Source organism: Arcticibacter svalbardensis MN12-7 (assembly GCF_000403135.1).
In the GTDB taxonomy this organism is placed as follows: domain Bacteria; phylum Bacteroidota; class Bacteroidia; order Sphingobacteriales; family Sphingobacteriaceae; genus Arcticibacter; species Arcticibacter svalbardensis.
In genome coordinates, this window is sequence record NZ_AQPN01000095.1 from 13997 (window position 1) to 30874 (window position 16878).

Below are 16878 nucleotides of genomic sequence, written 5' to 3' on the forward strand. Positions count from 1 at the left end.
ATTACGAAAAAAACTATAAAAAATTACTATGAGTAAGGGCATTACAAGCAAAAACGACGATTATTCCCAGTGGTACAATGAACTTGTTACAAAAGCAGATCTGGCAGAGCATTCCGCGGTGAAAGGATGTATGGTTATCAAGCCGTACGGTTATTCGATCTGGGAAAAAATGCAGGCCGCTTTGGATAAAATGTTCAAGGACACCGGTCATAGCAATGCTTACTTCCCTCTTTTTATACCCAAGTCTTTTTTCTCTAAAGAAGCAGCTCACGTAGAAGGATTCGCTACTGAATGTGCGGTGGTTACTCATTATAGATTAAAAAACGATGGCAACGGTAATATTATTGTGGATCCGGATGCAAAATTAGAGGAAGAATTAATCGTTCGTCCAACATCCGAAACCATCATTTGGAATACGTACAGAGGCTGGATTCAATCCTACCGCGATTTGCCCTTATTGATCAATCAATGGGCAAATGTAGTGCGCTGGGAAATGCGTACCCGTCTGTTTTTACGGACCACTGAGTTTTTATGGCAGGAAGGACATACCGCGCATGCGACATCAGCAGAAGCAGTAGAAGAAGCAGAACGGATGCTGGATGTATACGCCGATTTTGCAGAAAATTGGATGGCTATGCCGGTAATTAAGGGGATTAAAACAGCGAACGAACGCTTTGCAGGTGCGGTAGAAACCTATTGTATTGAAGCATTAATGCAGGACGGAAAAGCGCTGCAAGCAGGAACATCTCATTTCCTGGGACAGAATTTCGCAAAAGCATTTGATGTAAAATTTACCAGTAAAGAAGGAAAGCTGGATCATGTATGGGCTACCTCATGGGGAGTTTCCACCCGTTTAATGGGCGCATTGATCATGGCACATTCCGATGACCAGGGTTTAGTATTGCCTCCTAAATTGGCACCTATCCAGGTGGTAATTGTTCCTATTTACCGGAATGACGAAGATTTGGCTCAGATCTCTGAAGTGGCTAAAGCATTGGTTGCGGAATTGAAAGCCAAAAATATTTCAGTAAAATATGACGATCGGGATACACAACGTCCGGGATTCAAGTTTGCCGAATATGAGTTAAAAGGCGTACCCGTACGCGTTGCCATGGGTGGACGAGATATAGAAAACGGAACGGCAGAAATTGCGCGGAGAGATACAAGAGAAAAACAGACAATCACTCGTGATGGATTAGCCGGATATATTGAAACGCTATTGGACGATATTCAGACCAATATCTATTCGAAGGCCTACAAGTTCAGAGCAGAGAGCATCGTGAAAGTAGACACGTATGACGAGTTTAAAAGGCTTTTAGATGAAAAACCGGGATTCCTATCTGCACATTGGGATGGAACACCAGAATCGGAACAAAAGATTAAAGAAGAAACGAAAGCGACAATCCGTTGTATTCCATTAGATAATGAACTGGAAGATGGGATTTGCATCTATTCCGGTAAACCGTCCAAACAAAGGGTTTTATTTGCAAGGGCGTATTAAAGAAGGGTTGTTACCACTCTATAGGGCTTAATTTATTAGCTAATAAAGAATGGATCACAAACAAGGCGATGATGCCTGTTGTGATCCATTCTTTTTTTTAAACCGCTTTCCAGATGACATCGGTAAACCATTTTTTTGAATCCATTAAATGCATTACAGGTTCGAAACCTGATTTCAATGCAAAATGATCCACCTCTTTGAGTGAATATTTGTGCGAGGTTTCCATGAAGATGCATTCATTTTCCTCAAAAAGGATCTCTTCACCGGCAACCGTTACGGTTTGATTGGTTTTGCTGAAGAGGTAACTTTTACCGGCGCCATTAGTAGGATCGTAGCTTTCGTAATGACGGAAATTTTGCAGGTTAAAGTCCGCGGCCAATTCCCTGTTGATTCGTGTAAGTAAATTCAGGTTAAACTGTTCTGTGACTCCTTGTTGATCATTATAGGCGTTGAAGATCACCCAAGGGTCTTTCTTCAGGTCGAAGCCAATGAGTAAAAGATCGCCTTCCAACAACTGTTCTCTTAACAGTGTGCAAAATTCCAGGGCTTCATCAGGAGGCATATTACCAATATTTGCACCCAGAAGGAGGATTATTTTGGGACGATCGGAGCGGGAAACCACCTCTTTAAGACCTTCAAAGTATTCGGCCTGAATTCCTTGCAGATCAATTCCGGGAATCCGTTTAGGGAGTTCATCATGCAGCAACTGGATGACGTTTCCCGAAATGTCTATGGGGTAATAGGTGAAGTTGATATCGTTATGCACCAGGCATTTGAGTAACTCCGAAGATTTTATCGCATCACCAGCACCCAGTTCGATCAGGTCGAATCCATTCGGGAAAGCAGAGAGGGTATTCAACATATCCATACAACGATCCTTGAAGATCTCCATTTCACAATCAGTGAGGTAATATTCAGGAATCTGCATGATCTGCCTGAACAGTTCATCCCCTTTCGTATCGTAGAAATATTTGGAATGCATGTACTTGGGGGATGCGGAGAGACCAGTTAGGACATCAACCTTTATTTGCTCAGCGAGGACGTATGTTTCCGGTGAAGATTCAGTTTCAGTGTTCATAGGTAGATTTAGATTGTCAAACGAATTCCGGTATATTGCCAGTTTAAATGTGCGTTAAAAAAGTTGCGATAGGTGATCCGGCTATGTTCAGGAGATGTCACTTCAGAAGAACCCCGTAAAACCATCTGATTGATCATGAATTTGCCATTGTATTCGCCTATAGCACCTTCGGCACGTTGGAAACCGGGGTAAGGAAGGTAGGCGCTTTCGGTCCATTCCCAGCGTTTTCCGTAGGATAAACTAGGGGCTGCTACTTCCCATTCGAACTCAGTAGGGAGGCGTTGACCTTTCCATTCCGCATAGGCGTGTGCTTCGTAATAATTAACATGGTTAACAGGCTCGTATTCATTTACTTCCTGAAGACCATCCAAGGTATAGTTAAACCATTTTTCATCGATGAAATGCCAGTATAAGGGTGCCTTGGTTTTATGGGTATTCACCCAATCCCAACCTTCTGCATGCCAATGTCTGAAGTCCTGGTAACCACCATCTTTAATGAATTCCAAGTATTCTCCATTGGTCACCAGGTTCCTGCTGATGGAATATTCGCCCAGAAAGACTTTGTGCACGCCAAGCTCATTATCGAAGCTGAACCCTTTGTCCTTGTACCCGATTTTATAAATACCCTCTCCAATGGTCAGAAAAGGATCGAGTGGGATAGCCGGTTGTTGAATCTCCACGATGTTTCGATCCTGATAATAGGCAGGAAACAAAGGGTTATGACCTAAAATATACTTGAGATCGGTGAACAATAACTCCTGGTGCTGCTCTTCATGGTTAAGACCTAATATAATCGTGTCTCTTAAACCGGGGTCAGTAATTACACCCTGGTTTAAAAATACAGCCATTGCTTCATCCACGTATTTACGGTAGATATAGATGTCTTCCACAGAAGGGCGGCTCAGGTTTCCACGGTCGGTACGGATTACGCGGGCGCCTAAGGTTTCATAATAGCTGTTAAATACAAAACTGTAATTCGGGTCAAATTCCTTGTAATCGGGGATATAGGGCTTACAAACAAAGGTTTCAAAGAACCATGTCGTATGACCAAGGTGCCATTTGGGGGGACTTACAAAGTCGACAGGCTGAACTACATAATCCTCCGTTTTTAGTGGAGCACAAATCCATTCCGTACGTTTTCTCACCGCAAGATATCGAGCAAATAACATAATCAGGTTATTAATTCATCTATTAAGAGCTTAAACATGAAATTGTTTTAATTTTGGCATTTACACGAGAAGATTATGAAATTCGGAACAAAGGCTATACATGCAGGTCAGCATCCCGACCCAACAACAGGGGCGGTGATGACACCAATCTATCAAACATCTACTTACTGGCAGAAATCGCCGGGAGACCATAAAGGGTTTGAGTACTCGAGGGGGACTAATCCGACGAGGAAGGCTTTGGAAGATTGTCTGGCTGCATTGGAGAATGCAAGGTTTGGATTGGCATTTTCAAGTGGGATGGCGGCGATTGATGCGGTATTGAAGTTGTTGCTGCCGGGAGATGAAGTGATCACGGGGAATGATTTGTATGGAGGGTCTTATCGGATTTTTACGAAGATCTTTGCGAATTATGGGATTAAGTTTCATTTTATTGATTTAGCGGATCCGTCGGTGATTCGGGATTATTTGAATGCTTCTACGAAGTTGATTTGGATAGAGACACCTACTAATCCGACGATGAAGATTGTGGATATTGAGGCGGTATCTGTGATTGCGCGGGAGGCTAAGGTGCTGTTAGCGGTGGATAATACTTTTGCTTCTCCTTATTTGCAGAATCCAATGGATCTGGGGGCAGATATTGTGATGCATTCGGCTACTAAGTATCTTGGAGGACATTCGGATGTGGTGATGGGAGCTTTGATGTTGAATGATGAGGAGTTGTATAAGAAATTGTGGTTTATATATAATGCTTGCGGGGCAACACCAGGTCCGCAGGATAGTTTCTTGGTTTTGAGAGGAATTAAGACGTTGCATTTGCGGATGAAAGCGCATTGTGAAAATGGACGTTTGGTAGCTGAGTTTCTTCGGGCGCATCCGTTAGTAGATAAGGTTTATTGGCCGGGATTTGAAGATCATCCGAATCATGATGTTGCTGTTAGGCAGATGCGGGATTTTGGGGGGATGATATCTTTTAGTCTTGTAGGTGCTGATATAGAAAGGACATTTAAGTTGGCTTCGTCATTTAAGGTTTTTTCATTGGCGGAATCATTGGGCGGAGTGGAGTCGTTGATTAATCATCCGGCGAGTATGACACATGCGTCTATTCCTTTGGAGCTTCGTTTAGCTGCTGGGGTAACGGATAATTTGTTGCGTTTGAGTGTTGGGATTGAGGATATTGACGATTTGCTGGAAGATTTGCAGCAGGCAATAGAGGCTTAGTTTTGAGTATTTCGTCGGTTATTTCGGGTTTGGCAGCGCAGGGATTGGGTTTAGATTCGTTTGATTTGAAAGCGTTTTTGGATGAGAAGGTGGAGTTGTATAACCGACCCTCGTTTATTGAGTTTGATCCGATTGTGATTCCACATCAGTTCTCTCGGAAAGAAGATGTGGAGATAATGGGTTTCTTTGCTGCTATACTGGCTTGGGGACAACGGAAGACGATTATTAATAAGTGTGGGGATTTGATTGAAAGGATGTCCGGATCGCCTTATGAGTTTATCATGGGGCATCAGGATGGGGATTTGAAATCTCTATTGGGTTTTAAACATCGGACGTTTAATGATACGGATCTGTTGTACTTTGTGAGTTTCTTTAGGGAGCATTATAGGGTGTATGATTCTTTAGAGGATGCTTTTTTGCCATCTTCTCGGTTAAGTTTAGGTTTAAGTAATTCTGGTATTGCTACTTCTTTTGAAGAATGGATATGGGATAAAGCTTCGCGTGTTGAAGATGGTCAAGCTCCTAACGATTCGTTTGTTGAAGATCTTGACGAGGTTTCTTCCTTTGTTTTTTCAGCAGAAGAGATGTTGAATCATTTCAGGACATACTTTTTTAGTTTGCCTGATTTTCCGAGGAGGACGATTAAACATGTGAGCTCTCCGATGCAGAAGTCGACCTGTAAGCGATTGAATATGTTTTTACGCTGGATGGTTCGTCAGGATGATAAAGGGGTTGATTTTGGAATCTGGAATAGGATTTCCCCATCGCAATTGATTTGTCCTTGTGACTTACATGTGGACCGGGTAGCTCGCAAATTAAAGCTGATCAATAGGAAACAAACAGATTGGCTTACAGCGGTGGAATTGACTGATCGTCTTCGGTCGTTTGATGCTTTGGATCCGGTAAAGTATGATTTTGCTCTTTTTGGATTGGGGATAGAAGAGAAGTTTTAAAAGAACATAACATGACAAACAACGATACAATTGTGGCATTAGCTACACCTTCAGGAATTGGTGCCATTGGAGTGATCCGGTTATCAGGGCCTGATGCGCTAACGATATGCAATACTGTTTTTAAAGGTCGCGACTTAAGTGTGCAAGCCTCTCATACGATTCATTTTGGAACAATCCGGGATGGGGAAGTGATCCTGGATGAGGTATTGGTTTCTTTATTTATTGCACCGCATTCCTATACCAAGGAGAATGTGGTGGAGATCTCTACCCATGGATCCGCTTATATCATTGAGAGTATCATTAAGTTGTTTATCCGTACAGGAGCACGGGCTGCGAAGCCGGGTGAATTTACGTTAAGGGCCTTTTTAAATGGAGGCATGGATTTGTCGCAGGCAGAAGCAGTGGCAGATTTAATTGCTTCGAATTCGGCTTCTTCGCATCTGGTTGCTATGCAGCAGATGAGGGGAGGGTTTTCTTCTGAGCTGAAGGGTTTGAGAGAGCAGCTGATTCATTTTGCTTCGATGATTGAGCTGGAGCTTGACTTTGGGGAAGAGGATGTGGAGTTTGCTAACCGGGATCAGTTAAGGAGTTTGACTTTAGCAATTCATGCGGTGTTGTATCGGTTGATTAGTTCTTTTGAGCAGGGGAATGTGATGAAAAATGGGGTTCCGGTGGTTATTGCCGGAAAGCCTAATGTGGGGAAATCTACTTTGTTGAATGCCTTGTTGAATGAGGAAAGGGCTATTGTTTCTGAATTTGCAGGGACTACCAGGGATACGATAGAGGATGAGATGTCTATTAATGGGGTAGTGTTTCGGTTTATTGATACGGCAGGGATTAGGGAAACTGCGGACGTGATTGAGGCTCAGGGGGTGCTGCGTACCAGGGAAAAGATGAAGCAGGCTCGGTTGATATTGTATCTTTTTGATTCGGAACAAGGGATTGAAGAAATTGAAGAGCAGCTGGCTGAACTGGCTTTATTGGGAATTCCTATTGTAGGGATTGTGAATAAGAGTGACTTGTTGGCTCCTGCTGTAATGGAGGTGTTGAAGGGGTTGGAACTGATCTTTATATCGGCAAGGGATAAGGTTGGAATTGAAGAGTTGAAGGTTGAGGTGCTTCGTAAAGTAAACTTACATCGGATTAATAATGATGATGTGATTGTGAGCAATATCAGGCATGTGGAAGCGCTGAAGAAGACGGAAGAGGCGTTGGATCGGGTGTTGTATGGGTTGGATAATCCGGTTACTTCTGATTTTTTGGCGATGGATATTAAGCAGGCGTTGTATTATTTGGGGGAGATAACGGGGGCGGTTACTACGGATGATTTGTTGGAAAATATTTTCTCTAAGTTTTGTATTGGCAAATAAAAGGGCAAAACAATACAAAATAAACCTAGGCTAAAACATAGTAATCTGCTGTATATAAATTATATAGCGGATTTTTTTGTGCACTGAAATTTGGAAATTTATTAATGTTTTGCTTATTATTGTACCGAATTTGTACCTCAAATCGAATAAGTTTAAAACTGTGTTGAGATGGGGGAAATTACTGGACACTTTTAAACACTTTTTAACAAAAACGTACAGAAGAGATCACTTTACTATGAGTTCTAATATACGAATACGACGGGTATGTCTGCATTGCGGGAAGGAATTTGAAGCCAGGACGACTGTGACCAATTATTGCAGCAGTCAGTGTTCAAAACGTGCATATAAATCCAGGATAAGGATTGAAAAGATCAGTAAAAGTAATGTAGAAACCAATGAGATCATTAACAAGCCTATTCTGGATTTATTGGGTAAGGAGTTCTTGACGGTAAGGGAGGTAGCCAGTCTTCTGAACAGCTCAAAACAAACTGTCTACACCCTAATTAAATCGGGAACATTACTTGGAGTGAATATCAAAAAGAAAAAAACACTTGTAAGAAGATCAGATATTGATAGGTTGTTTGAAATACCTGAAATTCACGTGACTCCTGTCAAAAAAAGTGTTGTCAGGCCCAAAGAGAAGGATTGTTATTATATGGCTGAAATACAGACCCTATTTGGGTTATCAGAAAAGGCCTTGTTTGATATCATCAAACGAAACAATATTCCTAAGTATAGAAATGGAAGGTATGTCTATATATCCAAGAAGTTAATTCATCAGGTCTTGAACTATTAAATTATCCTACTATGGCAAAAGTTACCTTGAGGAGAAAAGGAATAAGCAAAGGAAGGTCTTCGCTGTTCCTCGATTATTATCCGGCAATCAGGCATCCCGATTTGGGCAAGCTGACCAGGCGCGAATTTTTGAAAGTTTACGTGTTTGATAAACCACGTAATGAACTGGAAAAAATGCACAACAGGGATACACTAGCTCTTGCGGAAAATGTAAGGGCTTTAAGGCAAATTGAAATTCAGAATAAGCGCTTTGATTTTATGTCAGACAGCAAAAGACAGGGTAATTTTATCGATTATTTCAAAAAGATAGTAAACAAGAAAGCAGGGTCCAACTCCGATAATTGGTCAATGGCTCATCGTTATCTGATTAGTTTTGCTGGGAAAGATTTGAGGTTTTCTGATCTTACTGATATATTTTGTGAAGACTATAGAGATTACTTACTGGATACTCCTGGTATTGGAAGAAGGGAAAAAGGAATTTCCAACAACACCGCACTTAGTTATTACTCTAAATTTAGGACGGTTCTAAAGACTGCATTTAAGGCGAATCTGCTAAGCGTTAACTTATATAATTTAACAGAAGGTATTAAAGAGCAGGAGACGCATAGGGACTTTTTAAGTCTGGAGGAATTCCAAAAGCTGGCAGATACCCCTTGTTCTGATATGCTTATAAAGAGAGCTGCAATGTTTTCTGGTCTAACCGGATTAAGATTTTCAGATGTTAAATCATTGAGTTGGGCAGAAGTCAGGGGAACTGAGGGAAAGCATTACCTGCAGTTCAAGCAGGATAAAACACAAGGAGCTGAACATTTACCGGTTTCTGACCAAGCGATTTCCTTACTAGGTAAGCGTGAGGCTGGTGATTTTAAAGTGTTCAGGGGGCTAAGATATTCTCAGGTTAAAGCGTATTTGAATAAATGGATGAAGAAAGCCGGAATCGAAAAGAATATAACTTTTCATAGTTTCCGGCATACCTATGCTACACTTCAGTTGGCTTCAGGAACTGATATCTATACCATCTCAAAGATGCTTGGACATCGGAACGTTAAAACCACCGAAATCTATGTTAAAATTGTTGATGATAAAAAGATTGAAGCCGCAAACCGCATAAAGTTGATCTTTTAATACTTAGACTTAGTTGATCCTAAGTGATGATTCGGTTTGATTTTTTGAATTTCGGGTTATCAATCTTTACGGTAATGAACGAATACGAATTCACAAACATAGATACACAAGACAGTGTATTACATGAACCACTAAGTCTTGAGCAAGTTCCTTTTGCGATAGGGGTACTGCTTAAAAAATTAAGTGTAATTGAAAAACTACTGCTAGAATTTCAAGGACAACATGAGGAGCCAAACGAAATGATGTCGATTAGCAAGGCGGCTGAATTTTTGAAGCTTTCTGTGCCTACTATTTATAGCAAGGTTAGCCGAAAACAGATTCCTGTATGTAAACAAGGCAAACGGTTATATTTTTACAGATCTGAACTGAGGGAATGGATTAAATCAGGAAGATTGAGGACTACTGTTGATATTCGAAGGGAAGCTGAAAATAGATTATCTAAGTATAAAAACAGGGGATGAAATCAACATATCTGTAATATATATGTTGATTTATATTGAGTACGTCGTAGTAAATGCTTTGTTTAAAGGGCAAATCCCAGAAAGCCGATCACCAAATTGATTTAGACCAATACTTCTTTGGTGTTCGATCATATTATCTGTTTTATTAATTTTCTAACGCAATAGCCAAAGATAATCTTAATGTCCTGCGAACTGATTTAGGTAGTTTATTTCAAATAAAATTTTACATCCTGAAGTTCCAATTGATGTACGATATATTCGGAAGTTATTGCGGCATTTTTAGTAATTAGCATTCCAAAAACAATTTTATTTTTTATAATTGGACCGCCGCTTAATCCAGCAGGCTCCATTTTTGCATTAGTTAATTGAAAGGTAAAGCCGTTTGTAAAAACACCGGCTACCGGTATGTATTCAAATATTTTTTCAAAGCAATGGTTTTTAAATACACCGGTAATTGAAGAGTATTTTAAATTATCAATCTGGCTTCCCCAGTTTAATTGGTCAACTGGGGCTAAATGCAAAATATTGGATTCTGTATTTTTTTCTTGAAGCTCGTTTTCCTCTTCATCGTTTTCTGTATTAGCCCAGAGATCATCAATATTAATGCCGATTGTTCCGGGTGTCTTTTGCACCTCATTTTTGGTTGCTTCTTTATCCAGATAATAACGACCTGCGTATCCAGAAAATTCTAGTATATCCCCATTTTTTAAATATGAAGATGGATGAAAAAAAAGGTGGTTTGTTTTCTTATCTAAGGCAAAATCTCCTATATAGAGATCTAAATGAATCGGAGCAACCTGGCTTTCCATGTCAAGGTACTCTTGGTAAAGTTTATTTAATTCAATTTTTTTTCCTTCAATGATTGCAAAATAGGCCCAGCCCTCATTTGCTCTCTTAAAAGTGTGGGCCGCTGTAACGAAGCCACCTGATTCGTTAATAAAAAAACCGGTTCCGATAGTCCTGCGCTTTTCATCTCCACTTAACCCGAGGATGCCGAAAACAGCATCAATATTTTTTGTGATTTCCATTTAGGTATTTATTATTTCTTTAAACCGGTATAGAAAGTCATAACTAAATTATGCCTTTTTACTTTTGATTTTTGTACCAGTCTTTGTAAATTTGCGGTAAAACTCTTTTTCGAAGCAGCCTAAGACATTTTCCGAATCTTCGACAGAGGCTTTTGTTAATGCGGAGATCGCCCAAATACCAAATCTGAATTCTTCCGTTGCTGGATTAAGATAAGTTTCAGGCTGAGGCATAATGCAATAGGATTCTGTAGATAAATATATTTTTTCAAGCTGGTTATTGATAGTTAATGAAAGCGAATTGATAGGATTTTTTAATGAATAAAACGCAGCTGATGCAAATAGATCTGCCAGTTGAAGCCCTTTGCTTTTCTTTGATGTTTCAAAAACAATTGGTTTGGCGAGAGTGAAGTTTAAGGGTAGTGTTTCTCCAAATGGCGCCCAAAATTTCTTTTCTAGTCCGACACTATAAAAGTAAGGGTAACGATTAACGGCAGCTTCAAGGGGTTTAGAATTATCACAGATTACTTCCATTTCATCTATCTCTATACCCCAGCAACAAAGCATATCATAAAGAGCTGAATGAGTCAAGTCGAGTATCCATGCATCGATTTTACCGTCTGTATAAATTTCGTCAAGAATAGCATCTTTATGGATGATTGTAAAAGTGGTTATTAGCTTTAAAATTTCATTTGGAGCCGGAATATGTCTGAAAATTTTAAATATTCCGTCCACGTTATTACCTAGTAAAAGTTCCTGAAAAAGCTCGAATACTTTCTCTGCACTATTTTCGCTTTTTTCGAAAGAGATATAAAAAAGGTGTGCTACGAACCTGTTAAAGCGCATTTGATAAAAGAATGTATTTTTATTTGCTATAACGGGTTCGTAGGAATATTCAAAAAATTTACACGCCAGCGCATATTTTTTATGATGGAAGATGATTTTGACCTTTTCCCCAAAATGATTGAATAATTCAGAAATAGCACGTTTGCCTCCTGCGGTGTGAACAAGATTAGCCCCTTTAAGTTCCCCCTGAAGTCTATATTTTGCTCTCAAATAATTATAGAAATCTTCAATTTCCTTTTCTTCAGCATTTAAAGCAGCATATACAAAATACGGCTGGGCTGTTACGAGCAAATTAGAACCTGTGTAACCTGATTCATCACAATAGATTGGCATTTTATTACTTATTTTAAATTTATGCTGTTAAAAATAATTACAGTAATTAAAAGAGGTAACTGAGAAATATCCTGCACTGTTTAAAACAACATCAATTTTGAATTCCTCTTTCAATACTAAGTTTTACTTCAATTTCATTAGTCATGTCCATGTAACGGTAAAAAATTTACGATGCTTCGCCGAAGCCCTTTGTGGAAAAGTGGATTGCCTTTGCTATCTACCAGTGCCTTCATGACTGAGGATTAAAATTTGTGGGTTTTGGAACGTCTTTGCCAGTAATAAAGGCGACGCCCAATCCCTCTTTACACCAGTCGTATTGTGGCTGATAATCACAGCCCCGGTTACTGTCTCTTCCACCCATTGTTTGATTGCGTTTTTGGTGCTCATCCCTATTTTGCCTTGTTGACGAATGTAAAGAATATAGGTGAGAACTTTTCCAATAGTTGATGTCTCAACAGACCTTTTAATGAATCTTTTTTGGGTTAAAAAGATATCTTCTTGTTCTATTTTCTCCCTATGCTCACTCATCTTTTAAAATACGAGAACTGTTCAATGTCAGTAAATAAAGCTATTTGTCCAGATATAGTAATGATTGTCATTGTCTGAATGTAGTTTGTGTTATATTTGAAGAATTCAAGGCTGGACCTAGCTGAATTTTTTAAACGGGTTGATGCCGCTTTGGCTAATTTTGCAAAAAGGGGTATTGTTAGAATAGATACTTACTTAAACAAAAAAAATTTCGCTATGCAGCTCCATTATATATGGGTAAAGGATTTTAAGAACATAAAGGCTCAAGGATTTTCTTTCTCCGACCGTTTTAAGGTCAGTTATGATCCTGATGAGAAGGTGCTAGAGATTATAGATAACCCCCTAGATATTTCCAATTTCTTTCCTGGAAATGTGAATTCGGTTACCGGGGTAATAGGTGCAAACGGAGCTGGAAAATCTAACTTGTTTGAGTTTATTAAGTATATGCTTGCCTCTTTCAGCCCAGGTGGTAGTACGGTGTTTGATGATCTGAGCGCTATTGTTGTATTCGACAAATGTATTTGCATACAATTAAACATCCCGTTGGAGAATGAGAACGAGTTGGCACAACAGGGTTATGAGATACTGCGGTTTAAGGATTCGCTACCAAATCTATTAGAAGGTACAGAAGTTGATACTCCTGATTTCCTGAGAGATGGTCATCCACTTTATGAAAATTCATATATTTTTTACTCGAATATCTTTGATCACCGTGAAGAGTACCACCTTTTTGAATTGATGGACATTTCAACAAATCATTTGGTGTCTTCGGACCTGCTGAACCATCGGTACAATAACTATGATACCTTGTTTCCGAAATCGGAGATCGACAGCTTGACTGCATTTCGGATCATGGAGACAGAAAGGCAGCTCGATTTTCTAGCTGATAGGGGACATAGCCTTCCTTTTAAACTTCCCAGTTCAGTTATCATCCAGGTGGACAATAAACACAATAAATACTTCAAAGGGTATTCAAGTATACTGGAGGAAAACGGCCTGACTGCTTTTGATAAAATAATTTACAAACCCTGGGGCGATATGGGTTCTGATGATGAGGAGAGCCTTAAGCTTATTTACCGTAGGATGTTTGTGTACAAACTGACTATTATGCTCCAGCTGAGAAGGCCGGATCTGTTTCTCTTAGTAAGAGAAGATGATTTCAGTGATTTTATTTTTAATGATAGCTACGAGCGCTTTGCCATGCTGATGCCGGAAGAGTTCGCGGAACAGCTGAAGAGTTTTCTCAAAACCTTTGACCTTCTTTTGAAGGTATCTTTAGCAAGAAAGCGCTTGGGCAAGTATGACTCTCAGTTTGAGTATTATGATGTCATTGATACTCCATTGAACGAGGCAACCCTCCCCCTAGTGCTGGAGTTTTTTAGGAGCTACAATAAGCTGATCGGTATTTTCTCTTTCCTAGCCTTCCACTGGGAAGGTTTGAGTTCTGGAGAGCAGGCGGTCTTCAATATTTATTCTAGGTTTCACTACGCCTTCCAGAACAATGTGGTGACCAAAAGCCGCCATGTAGTGATCATGCTGGATGAACCTGAATCCAGCCTTCACCCTGCTTCGCAAAGCAAACTGCTGAATGACCTACTAATGTTTTTTTCACAAAACCTTCCCAGTAAGACCATCCAGCTGATTGTAACTTCGCATTCTCCTTTCTTAGTCTCTGACCTTCCAAAGACTATGATCAATTTTTTGGATCGTGACGCTGAGGGGAACTGTGTAGTTGAAGGTGCTGCATATCTGAATGCGCCAGCAACAGAACCGGCTTATGAGCGTATAAAAAGTTCCTTACTTAAAGCCTTTAAAAACATGCCTGGCCTGGAGCTCCCACAAAAGGATAAACGTATTTTCGAGCTGCGTAGATATGAGCATGCGAATGAGGCAGCAGGAATAAAGAAACGTGAGATGTTTAATGAAGGTGGGGAGATTGATATTTTCAAACGGCTAGGTTTTAAGCCAGTTTTCTTTGGAGAAACGATCATAGGAGAGGCCCGCCCGAACCTAATTTACATGGTCACCTTCGATGATATGGCCGCGCACGGCCAGCACTGAAATCTTTTGGTGCTGATCCCGAATGGAAGAAAATAAGTGTAATTCCGGAATATGCAAACTCAAAGCTTGTATCTAAGATTACGTCTACATTTCTTCAGCCTACGGAGTATTCACAGATCTAGTGGCCGTAGTAAATAAGGTTATTAATTATGCACCAGCTTTGATGATTGTTTCATTGGTTGCCATTGCAATATAGTTTGAAGTATCGAAAAATGTAGGCTCATCGGGATAGACCTTTGTTAGATAATTTTCTGATGTGAAGGCCAACCGGATCTGCTTGACATCGAAGATTTCTATATTCTTAACGGAGGGAATTTTTGGGGTGCTAGTGTTGAGGGAAAGCTTTGCGGGACCATTGCCCTTTTGCGTTACCGAAAAGGCATGCTCAATTATGTTTAATTTAATAATAAGGTCCTGTAGAAACATCCCTATTACAGGTCAAGAATTCGCGCATCGGTTAATAATTATAAAACATACACAATATATTCAGCTAACATTTGAGTTTGAACTTGCAGAAGTTTAAACTCAAGATATGTCAACTACCTGTTCTCAAACTTTTTTAGATTTAATAATCCTTAGAAAGGATGACGAAGCTTATGTATTTCTTCATTCACAATATCATCACCTCCTCACAACATTTGCAAAAGGATATTTGCGGTATAAAGAGCCCTCTGAAGAGATTGTTAATGACGTGCTTTTTAAAGTTTGGTCAAAAAAGGGGAAGGTGAGTGAAATAGACAATTTGCGTCTTTACCTTTTTTCTTCCGTCAGAAATGAATGTTTAACACAACTTGCGAAACATCAAAGGGAGAAAAATTTCAACATCAATCTCAAATTTAATGAATGCAGTTTGGATGACCCTGAAAGCATTTTTATATCCTCTGAATTGGGTATTAAGATCAAGGAGACCATCAATGATCTTCCTCCAAGATGTAAACAGATTTATGAATTGATAAAGATTGATGGTAAAAGGAATAAAGATGTGGCAGAACTACTTGGTATTTCTATTAATACGATTGATGCCCAGCTTGCGATTGCCTTGAAAAGACTGCTAAGTACTGTTGAAATTTTCAAAGAAACTGGAATCTATAAAAGGATAAAGTAGTTTTTCTACTGAAAAGACCGGTAGAAATTAAGATCCCGGCTCACCGTTCAATCTAAGATTAATTAGATTGATTCCCCTCATAAGCATTATAAATCCAGCCTTCCTTCGGGTCCTCTATCTAAAAAGGCCATATTTTATCACTCAGAAGCAATTCCGTCTTCACTCAATCTTTCCCCGAAGAGTATCACCGTAAAAAATTAATTAAAAAAAATTAACGGCACGCTTAGTAGAATCAGGCTTTTGATTAGTCTTATGGTAAAAGAGGTTAATTAAAATGAGTGAAAATGAAAGAGTGTGGCTATTGATGGCTAAAAAGATGACGCAATCAATAGAACACTCAGAATTAAAAGAACTTGAAGAGATTTTAGCTAATAATCCTGAGTTATGGTACTCCTTCGAGATGCTGGAAGCTTCAAACGAATTGGAAGCTGCTCTCGAGAAATTTATGACTGAACCCAGGGCTCTTTTACAAAGTGCAAATGCCTCATTTAAAGAGGATGTAATCGCTACGGTTTCAGACAAAAGTGCCAAATCTACCACCACATTTGCTTCAATCAAAATGGTAATGGCGATCGCTTTTGCAGTAGTCATTTCATTAATTGGCTTCTTTAATTATGATAGCCTGAAAGTTTATACTTTATCAATGAATGAAATAATTACGCCAAGGGGTACGAAGTCACAATTACAGCTACCTGATGGAACAAAAATTATTTTGAACGCTGGAAGTAAGCTTCAATACTCGAAACACTACGGTAAAAGCGAACGGGAGGTTTATTTGACTGGCGAGGCTTACTTTGAAGTTAAGCATGATGCAAAACGTCCCTTTATCGTGCATACTTCGCAAGCAGATATAAAAGATTTGGGAACCATTTTTAATGTGAAAGCCTTTGATGAGCTGTTAGAAACCATACTTGTTGAAGGTGTTGTAGAAATTTATCCCAAAAAAATGGGACAGAAAAAAATACGCATGATGCCTTTGGAAAAAGTAGTCATAACAACAGCATGGTTTGATAAAGGCCCTGAGATCAGTGTAGTGGTACCCGATGTCCAAACTAAGGAAATAGTAGAAACCGCATGGATCAATGATAAGCTGATTTTTAGAGATAAACGGTTTGAAGATCTTTCAAAAGAATTGGAACGCAGATTTAATGTAAAAATATATTTCAAGAGAAATGCCATCAAAGAATATCGCCTGACTGGTGTTTTTACAAATGAGAACATCAATGAGGCGATGAGTCTTTTAAAAGTAATAGCAAACATAAATTATACAATCAACGAAGATGAAATCATTATTGAATAATAAGTCCGGT

At 39.4% G+C, this 16878-nt stretch carries 16 protein-coding genes; 10 read left to right on the forward strand and 6 right to left on the reverse strand.

Translation table 11 applies throughout. The features are described 5' to 3' along the window. Positions 1–28 precede the first annotated feature (28 nt). Positions 29–1501, forward strand: a complete 1473-nt coding sequence (gene proS, locus ADIARSV_RS12225; protein ID WP_016195844.1) for a proline--tRNA ligase — start codon at positions 29–31, stop codon at positions 1499–1501. 97 nt (positions 1502–1598) lie between these two features. Here the strand turns inward: proS and ADIARSV_RS12230 are convergent, their stop codons facing one another. Continuing rightward, on the reverse strand, positions 1599–2579 hold the full coding sequence (locus ADIARSV_RS12230) for an L-histidine N(alpha)-methyltransferase (protein ID WP_016195845.1): 981 nt from the start codon (positions 2577–2579) through the stop codon (positions 1599–1601). Positions 2580–2587: 8 nt separating this feature from the next. Then, positions 2588–3748: an ergothioneine biosynthesis protein EgtB gene (gene egtB / locus ADIARSV_RS12235; RefSeq protein WP_016195846.1), complete on the reverse strand. Its 1161-nt coding sequence runs from the start codon at positions 3746–3748 to the stop codon at positions 2588–2590. A gap of 75 nt (positions 3749–3823) precedes the next feature. Here egtB and ADIARSV_RS12240 point away from each other — a divergent pair, with 75 nt between their 5' ends. The 6 genes from ADIARSV_RS12240 to ADIARSV_RS12265 all read left to right on the forward strand — a co-directional run bounded on the left by ADIARSV_RS12240 (position 3824) and on the right by ADIARSV_RS12265 (position 9670). Next, positions 3824–4966, forward strand: a complete 1143-nt coding sequence (locus tag ADIARSV_RS12240; protein WP_016195847.1) for a cystathionine gamma-synthase — start codon at positions 3824–3826, stop codon at positions 4964–4966. A 44-nt stretch (positions 4967–5010) separates the two neighbouring features. Then, a complete protein-coding gene (locus ADIARSV_RS12245) occupies positions 5011–5919 on the forward strand; it encodes a TIGR02757 family protein (RefSeq protein WP_040299965.1) in 909 nt (302 codons plus the stop codon). 11 nt (positions 5920–5930) lie between these two features. Continuing rightward, on the forward strand, positions 5931–7289 hold the full coding sequence (gene mnmE, locus ADIARSV_RS12250) for a tRNA uridine-5-carboxymethylaminomethyl(34) synthesis GTPase MnmE (RefSeq protein ID WP_016195849.1): 1359 nt from the start codon (positions 5931–5933) through the stop codon (positions 7287–7289). A gap of 235 nt (positions 7290–7524) precedes the next feature. Continuing rightward, a complete protein-coding gene (locus tag ADIARSV_RS21180; RefSeq protein WP_040299954.1) occupies positions 7525–8085 on the forward strand; it encodes a helix-turn-helix domain-containing protein in 561 nt (186 codons plus the stop codon). An 11-nt stretch (positions 8086–8096) separates the two neighbouring features. Then, a complete protein-coding gene (locus tag ADIARSV_RS12260) occupies positions 8097–9209 on the forward strand; it encodes a site-specific integrase (RefSeq protein WP_016195851.1) in 1113 nt (370 codons plus the stop codon). Positions 9210–9283: 74 nt separating this feature from the next. Beyond that, positions 9284–9670 carry a helix-turn-helix domain-containing protein gene (locus ADIARSV_RS12265; protein ID WP_016195852.1) on the forward strand — a complete coding sequence of 129 codons (387 nt, stop codon included), beginning with the start codon at positions 9284–9286 and terminating at the stop codon, positions 9668–9670. A 206-nt stretch (positions 9671–9876) separates the two neighbouring features. Here the strand turns inward: ADIARSV_RS12265 and ADIARSV_RS12270 are convergent, their stop codons facing one another. From ADIARSV_RS12270 to ADIARSV_RS12280, 3 genes are all read right to left on the reverse strand, one after another. Further along, a complete protein-coding gene (locus ADIARSV_RS12270; RefSeq protein WP_016195853.1) occupies positions 9877–10698 on the reverse strand; it encodes a hypothetical protein in 822 nt (273 codons plus the stop codon). 48 nt (positions 10699–10746) lie between these two features. Further along, the gene (locus ADIARSV_RS12275) at positions 10747–11874 is read right to left on the reverse strand and encodes a DUF3800 domain-containing protein (protein ID WP_016195854.1); all 1128 of its coding nucleotides are present in this window, start codon (positions 11872–11874) and stop codon (positions 10747–10749) included. A gap of 213 nt (positions 11875–12087) precedes the next feature. Then, positions 12088–12402, reverse strand: a complete 315-nt coding sequence (locus ADIARSV_RS12280; protein ID WP_040299955.1) for a hypothetical protein — start codon at positions 12400–12402, stop codon at positions 12088–12090. Between the two features lie 96 nt (positions 12403–12498). Here ADIARSV_RS12280 and ADIARSV_RS21185 point away from each other — a divergent pair, with 96 nt between their 5' ends. Continuing rightward, positions 12499–14463, forward strand: coding sequence for an AAA family ATPase (locus ADIARSV_RS21185; RefSeq protein WP_235048416.1), 1965 nt, complete (start codon positions 12499–12501; stop codon positions 14461–14463). Between the two features lie 147 nt (positions 14464–14610). Here ADIARSV_RS21185 and ADIARSV_RS22170 read toward each other — a convergent pair whose 3' ends face one another. Next, positions 14611–14889: a hypothetical protein gene (locus tag ADIARSV_RS22170; RefSeq protein ID WP_200864749.1), complete on the reverse strand. Its 279-nt coding sequence runs from the start codon at positions 14887–14889 to the stop codon at positions 14611–14613. A 106-nt stretch (positions 14890–14995) separates the two neighbouring features. Between ADIARSV_RS22170 and ADIARSV_RS12295 the strand changes: the two genes are divergently transcribed. After that, positions 14996–15568 (forward strand): RNA polymerase sigma-70 factor, encoded by a 573-nt coding sequence (locus ADIARSV_RS12295; RefSeq protein WP_016195858.1) that lies wholly within the window; start codon positions 14996–14998, stop codon positions 15566–15568. Positions 15569–15842: 274 nt separating this feature from the next. Beyond that, complete coding sequence (locus tag ADIARSV_RS12300; protein WP_016195859.1) at positions 15843–16868, forward strand: FecR family protein; 1026 nt, start codon at positions 15843–15845, stop codon at positions 16866–16868. Positions 16869–16878 lie beyond the last annotated feature (10 nt).

Excerpts from the sequence above, each read along its gene's own strand:
- mnmE (WP_016195849.1), top strand. The coding sequence starts at position 5,931 with ATGACAAACAACGATACAATTGTGGCATTAGCTACACCTTCAGGAATT.
- ADIARSV_RS12275 (WP_016195854.1), bottom strand. The coding sequence starts at position 11,874 with ATGCCAATCTATTGTGATGAATCAGGTTACACAGGTTCTAATTTGCTC.
- ADIARSV_RS12270 (WP_016195853.1), bottom strand. The coding sequence starts at position 10,698 with ATGGAAATCACAAAAAATATTGATGCTGTTTTCGGCATCCTCGGGTTA.
- egtB (WP_016195846.1), bottom strand. The coding sequence starts at position 3,748 with ATGTTATTTGCTCGATATCTTGCGGTGAGAAAACGTACGGAATGGATT.
- ADIARSV_RS12230 (WP_016195845.1), bottom strand. The coding sequence starts at position 2,579 with ATGAACACTGAAACTGAATCTTCACCGGAAACATACGTCCTCGCTGAG.
- ADIARSV_RS12240 (WP_016195847.1), top strand. The coding sequence starts at position 3,824 with ATGAAATTCGGAACAAAGGCTATACATGCAGGTCAGCATCCCGACCCA.
- ADIARSV_RS22170 (WP_200864749.1), bottom strand. The coding sequence starts at position 14,889 with ATGTTTCTACAGGACCTTATTATTAAATTAAACATAATTGAGCATGCC.
- proS (WP_016195844.1), top strand. The coding sequence starts at position 29 with ATGAGTAAGGGCATTACAAGCAAAAACGACGATTATTCCCAGTGGTAC.
- ADIARSV_RS12260 (WP_016195851.1), top strand. The coding sequence starts at position 8,097 with ATGGCAAAAGTTACCTTGAGGAGAAAAGGAATAAGCAAAGGAAGGTCT.
- ADIARSV_RS21180 (WP_040299954.1), top strand. The coding sequence starts at position 7,525 with ATGAGTTCTAATATACGAATACGACGGGTATGTCTGCATTGCGGGAAG.
- ADIARSV_RS12295 (WP_016195858.1), top strand. The coding sequence starts at position 14,996 with ATGTCAACTACCTGTTCTCAAACTTTTTTAGATTTAATAATCCTTAGA.
- ADIARSV_RS12300 (WP_016195859.1), top strand. The coding sequence starts at position 15,843 with ATGAGTGAAAATGAAAGAGTGTGGCTATTGATGGCTAAAAAGATGACG.
- ADIARSV_RS12265 (WP_016195852.1), top strand. The coding sequence starts at position 9,284 with ATGAACGAATACGAATTCACAAACATAGATACACAAGACAGTGTATTA.
- ADIARSV_RS12280 (WP_040299955.1), bottom strand. The coding sequence starts at position 12,402 with ATGAGTGAGCATAGGGAGAAAATAGAACAAGAAGATATCTTTTTAACC.